3 protein-coding genes and 1 pseudogene are annotated in these 5,767 nt (G+C 66.0%); all 4 read right to left on the bottom strand.

Annotated features, from left to right (window positions below; translation table 11 throughout):
• Positions 1-983: 983 nt before the first annotated feature.
• The 4 genes and pseudogenes from C1I98_RS34220 to C1I98_RS34205 all read right to left on the bottom strand — a co-directional run bounded on the left by C1I98_RS34220 (position 984) and on the right by C1I98_RS34205 (position 5,423).
• Positions 984-1,601 (bottom strand): GNAT family N-acetyltransferase, encoded by a 618-nt coding sequence (locus C1I98_RS34220; RefSeq protein WP_158558298.1) that lies wholly within the window; start codon positions 1,599-1,601, stop codon positions 984-986.
• 14 nt (positions 1,602-1,615) lie between these two features.
• Positions 1,616-3,088 carry an APC family permease gene (locus C1I98_RS34215; RefSeq protein ID WP_111171472.1) on the bottom strand — a complete coding sequence of 491 codons (1,473 nt, stop codon included), beginning with the start codon at positions 3,086-3,088 and terminating at the stop codon, positions 1,616-1,618.
• A 28-nt stretch (positions 3,089-3,116) separates the two neighbouring features.
• On the bottom strand, positions 3,117-3,755 hold the full coding sequence (locus C1I98_RS42060; protein WP_158558297.1) for a GOLPH3/VPS74 family protein: 639 nt from the start codon (positions 3,753-3,755) through the stop codon (positions 3,117-3,119).
• 332 nt (positions 3,756-4,087) lie between these two features.
• Positions 4,088-5,423: pseudogene (locus C1I98_RS34205) on the bottom strand (IS701 family transposase).
• Between the last annotated feature and the right edge of the window lie 344 nt (positions 5,424-5,767).

The raw sequence follows: 5,767 nt of genomic DNA, 5'->3' as shown, positions 1-5,767 counted from the left end.
ACCGGGCCTCCTGGCATCTACCCGGACCGGACTTCCACCGGCAAGCGACGACGAGCTTACGAACACAAGATGAGCCGCTATGTCACGGCTTCACCTCCGTTCTACTGGGCGCACGAAAAAGGCTCAGTGTCGCCGACGCCAACACTCCAGGTGGCGATGAGCGCTTTACGGGACTGGTCTATGGCGTACCGGGTCATACCGCCGTACCCCCTTGCATCTGACTGTCGTCTCGGCTCTGCTCGCCGGACTCGGCCGGCGCTCGGCTGACGATGCGCGCATGTTCCCCGCGGTAGGTGCTCCCGAGCCTGGTGACGGTCCCGCGTGTTGCCCCCGGACCGTCAGTCATCACACTCACCCAATTCTGGGGCAATAGCACGTGGTCCCCCACTTCCAGTTTGGGCAGCCCTGCCCATCGATTGGCATAGCGGCCCACTTCTACGAGCTGATCCCCATCGATCTCATAGACGCGGGTCGCCTCATCAAGAAGTTTCTCTAATTCCTCGATACGACGTTTGAGCCGCTCAACCTCGCTTGACGAGGCTTGCTGAGCCGAATCGGAAGCTTGCTTGTAGCCATCGTTTCGACCACGCTGGTACGCTTCAGCGAGCTCACGCTCGTGAGGTGTAACGTGAATCCGACAGGCGAGATCGAATCCATATATCCGTGTTTTGCAGGGAGTGCCGGAGCGGGTAGGACGTCCGCATAGCCGGACCTCTGGGAGTATGCCCATACTCAAGCCGCCTCCACAGGATGAAGCGATCAAATGGGGAAGTCAGAGCCTTTTCAGCAAGTACATATTTCGATCTGTTAGGCGAGACTCAATACGGTAGGTCCCCCACCGGGGGCGTGTCCAGCTTTCGACTCTGTCTCTCTCGTTCGGCGCTGTCGTAGATTCAGTGGTAACGGAGAGTGTTGTAGTATCACGCTACAGTAGTGGCGCGTCACACGTATCGACTGACCTCGACGCGGCGCCTCAGCGATGGTCAGGACGTCAAGGGCGCCGAAGCGGTCGATCTGGAGGGGCGCCACATCGGGAACATCGGCGGGCCGTCGGGCATAAAGATCGGGTCGCCAAGGTCCTGATAGCCGTGGCGCAGGTAGAGCCTGCGGCTGCGGGTGCTGCTGGCCTCCAAATATGCGGGCATGCCCGCTTCGTCGAGCTTGCGGTGGTACTCCGCAAGCAGCCGGGTCCCCATCCTCCGCCCCTGATGCCCAGGGAGCACCGCGAGGAACGCCAGGTAGTGGTGCGGGTCCTGTGGGTGGCGCTTGTCCATCTCCTCCTCCATCCGCCTGATGCGCTCCCAGTGGGGACCGGCGAACGCCTCCACCCGGGCGTCGCGGTCGGGGGTCTCGGGAAGTGGCTCGGCCCCCTGGGGGAACCACACGGCCACGGCGGACAGGTCGGCCGTCGCGTGGACCTCGCCGTGGACGAGGGCGCTCTCGGCGGCCATGGAGAACAAGGGGGGCATCACGCGGCGGCGATCGTCGTCCGGTGGGATCGTCCAGGCCGAGATCTCCTGCTCGTGGAAGGAGGTGGCGATGATCGCGCCGATGGTCTCGGCGACTCCGGGACCGTTCTGAACGCGAATGATCTCTGTCATTCGGTTGATCTCTGTCATTCGGTCCCTCGCACGGCCGACTGGGCACCCCTCCCGATGTTCGCGTACACCTGTGGCCGGTTGGCCCGCAAGGCGAGTCCCCATATCACGCCGAGCCCCACGGCGACGACGTAGACGAAGGGCATGATCCAGCGCAGAGGGGAGTCGGGCGCCACGCCGAGCACGACGTCGAAGTTGGCTATGACGAGCGCGATGACCACGATCAGCAGGACCGAGGAGACGCCCGGGGCGATCCTGGCCCGCCAGGCGTTCTCCTCGTGGTGGTTCTTGGCGAAGAAGACCAGCACGGAGATGGAGGTGGCCGCGAGCAGTATGAGCAGGCCCAGGCCGCCGAACGATCCAACGGTGAAGAACAGCTGGACGACCGGATCCAGACCGAGGACCGCGTATATGACGATCGTGGCCAGCGCGATGACACTCTGCGTCAGCGAGCCGTTGATCGGCGCACCGGTCCGAGGGGAAGTGCGACCGAAGGCCTCGGGCAGAACCCTCTCCCTGCCCAGGGCGAAGATGTACCGGGAGATCGTGTTGTGGAAGGCGATCAGCGCGGCGAGGAGGCTCGTCACGAAGAGGAGGGAGCCGATGGTGGCGAGGGTCGCGCCCAGATGCTGCCCGGCCAGGTTGAACAACAGGGCCGAACTCTGCTGGCGTGCGGTCTCGGCGATCTTGTCCGAGCCGATCGGCACGGTCATCGCCCAGGACGAAACAGCGTAGAGGCCGGAGATGACAGCGAGTGCGACATAGGTCGCGATCGGCACCGTGCGCCTCGGGTCCTTGGTCTCCTCGGAGAACACCACCGACGCCTCGAAGCCCGCGAAGGACGCCATGCAGATCGCGACCACCGCACCGACCCCGGGGACGAAAAGGCTGGATGGGGCGAAGACGTCCAGGCTGTAGCCCGAGGCCGCCGGGTTGATCAGGTCCGCGATGTCGAACACGAGGATGACGGCTATCTCCGTCAGCAGCAGGACCGCCAGGACCTTCCCGTTCACGTCGACCCGCATGAGGCCGAGCGCCCCGGTCAGCGCCCAGGCGACCAGTCCGATGACCCACCAGGGCGGAGCGAATCCGAACCAGTCGTCGATCAGCGGCTGGGCTGCCGCACCGATCATGCCGTAGAGACCCACCTGGAGCGGGTTGTAGGCCAGCAACGCGACCCACGCGGTCGCCACCCCCACCGGCCTGCCGAGCCCTCTCGCGGTGTACGCGTAGAACGCCCCGGCGTTGACGACGTAACGGGCCATCGTCACGTAGCCGACGGCGAACAGACCCAGGATGGCCCCGATCAGGAAGTAGGCGAGCGGCACGCCCGTCACGCCGGTCGCGGCGTAGGCAGCGGTCACCGAGCCGCCGATGACAGTCAGCGGCGCCGCCGCCGAGATGACGAAGAACATCACCGACGGGACACCGAGGCGGTCCTCGGCGAGCGCGGCGGAAACGGCGCCGGCCCTTCGTTCTGTCACTGACATTGGCATCCTTGTGATGAGGGGGGCGGGTTCATCGGGGGCTGATGGTGGAGTTGCCTACGGCCGCTTCGGTCTGCGCGATCAGTCCCTGAAGCGGCGCTGGGAGGGCGGCGATCGCATCAGAGACGTATCTCCGGTTCTGCTCCCACAGGACCAACCGGCTGCCTCCGGTCGCGACGAGCAGCCCCAGCAGGACACTGTCCTGAACGTTGAGCGGCTCATCGCGGTCAATCGCCAGGTTGACGCGTCCCCTGGACAGCGCCGCGATGTTCACGTCGACCGGTACCTGCTTCCGCGACAGCCGTCTGACCGCAGACGGGCGCAGCAGCCCGTCGGCGGTCATCCGGGCCGCCACGTCGGTGGCCGCCGTACGGGCGAAGAACTGCAGCCAGGTCCGGAATCGATGCGAGGGTTCCGCGATGATGTGGTCCAGGGCGGTCCTGGTGAGCGCGTCGGCGGGCGGCGTCGCGTCGAGAACAACGAGCCGTGTCCGCCCCGCCGCCGATGCCAAGGTCGTCCGCCCGGCGAGCATCAGCTCTCCCAGGATGGCAGCGGCCAACCCCAAGCCGGTCAGGCGGGCATGAAGCCTCATCCGGCCGGACACGTTGTCATGCACGGCGAAGAACAGGTCGTTGGCTAATCGGGTTCTTGAAAGGTCGACTCCGGCCACGAACGGCGATCGTATAGCTAAATCATTAAATCTGTCATTACTTGAACGAGGGTCCGGCATCGGGTAAAGGCCGACCGGCAAGAAGTGAAGAAACGGACAGATAGCCAATGACCTGGAGCTATGCCTTGCGGACATCGCCCTGCTGGCGCTGGCCCTCAAGGACGACCCCGCCCCGAGCGGCGTTTGTACCCCGACGTCATCGCTGCGAAGGATCACGCCGGACCTGTCCAGGTACCGGCATGGCAGGTGTAGTTCTTCAACATTTGCGCCTCCCCCGAGTACGTCTACAACCTGGAGATATCGGTGCCGTCTACCACGGCAGCCGCCGTTTGTTAGCTGAGCTGGTAATACGCGGTGGTCAGGCGGGCGCGGCGGTGGAACCATCGAGCGCGGGCTTGGTGCCGACGTCTCCAGACTGACCAGTGGGCGGCGTGTTCTAGTGATGTTGTACGGGTGGTGGCGGCGTTGAGCAGGCGCTTGATCTCGGCGATTGTCAGCGGGATCATGCCCGGGTCGGTGGGTGGCCGCTGGTCGGGACCGGTGGGTGGCGGGGGTTGGGTGTCGGTACGGCGTCTGGCGGCTGCGGCGCTCGCCGCGCAGATGGCCAGGGCGGCCATGACGAGCACGGTGTGGCGCAGGATCGCCTCGTAGAGACGGACCTGGGACTGATCCAGGCCGAACAGGTCCTTGCCGAATTCGAAAGTCTCCTCCACCGGCCATCTCAGCCCGGCCGCAGCGATCAAGCGGGGCAGGGGGACCGGCAGGCCTTCGGGAACGAAACAGTAGTGGAAGGCGAGTTCGCCGGTGGTGCGGTGCTTGCGGACCAGCAGGTGGTGCGCAGGGCCGGCGGTGGCGATCCAGGCCCAGAGGTAGGTGCGCTCGCCCTTGGAGCCGTCGCCGGCCGAACGGACGGTCCACACACGTTTGTGCTTCAGGTGCCGGGCCGCCGCCTGCTCGCAGGTCCGGTAGCTGCCGCCGCCGAGTGTCAGGGCGAAGGCGGCACGGACGCGCAGCACGTAGGCCTGGCCGTGCTCTTCCGGGAAGGCGCGCAGCTTCGTGCACGCGCCGTAGACCTCGTCCCCGGCCACGAAGTCCAGGCGCACGCCATCGGCATAGGCGTCGCGCAGCAGCCCGATGGCCGGTTCTCCTTTGGTGGCGAAGGCCAGTTCCTGGGGCAGTGCGGTGGTGATCGCCGTGACCGGGTCGCTGATCTGCTCGGCGGGGATCCACTGCCGCGCGCCGATCAGCGCGTGGCCGACTCCGGCGCGGACGTAGGCCAGGTGCACGGTGTTGATGCCGTTGTCGATGCCGCCCGCGCAGCCCATGTGCTGCCGCTTGACGCCCGCCGTGGCGGTGCCCTTTTCTCCTGGCCGGACTCGTCCAGCACGCCCACGGTCAGGCTGCCCGGCCGGGCGGCGGCGTCCAGATGGGCGACGGCGAAGCGGCGGACGCCGCTCATCGCGCCTGCGGTGTCCCAGCGGGCGCGGTTCAACAGCCGCTGCGTGGCATCGGGGCTGCGATCGCCGATCCACTCGGCGATCGTCCAGCCGTTGCGTCTGGGCAGGTCGGACATGATGGCCGGACGTACTTGCCGGCCTGCGACCGCGGTTCGATCCTGGCGAACATCGGTGCCGGCGCGCTCATGAGTTCCTCGGTGTTCCGCTGCACTCGCGCGGCTTCTAGGATAGCGGCAGCAGCCGCTCTTGATCTTGTTCTCGTCGCACAGACGTGATCATGAGCGGCCGTTCTCGTTGTGCTGGAATCCCATCACAAGATCGCATCGACCATAGGCTGCATCCTCCCAGCTCAACCAAGAAATGGCGGCTGCCGTACTACGGACGAGCGGATGGATGTGCAGGCGACCCGCCGGGCGCATCCACTGAGTGCGTGTTTGAGAAGATCGTTTAGGGTTCAAGGGCAGATGTAGCGGGGTTGGCGTCGTGCGGGTCCGCTCCGGGTGAGGCGGCGGGCCATCCCCGCGATGGCGGCCCAGCGGATCAGCGCCTCGGAGA

The sequence above is a fragment of the Spongiactinospora gelatinilytica genome (assembly GCF_003236385.1).
GTDB classification, from domain to species: Bacteria; Actinomycetota; Actinomycetes; order Streptosporangiales; family Streptosporangiaceae; genus Spongiactinospora; species Spongiactinospora gelatinilytica.
This window is presented reverse-complemented; position numbering and strand designations above follow the sequence as displayed.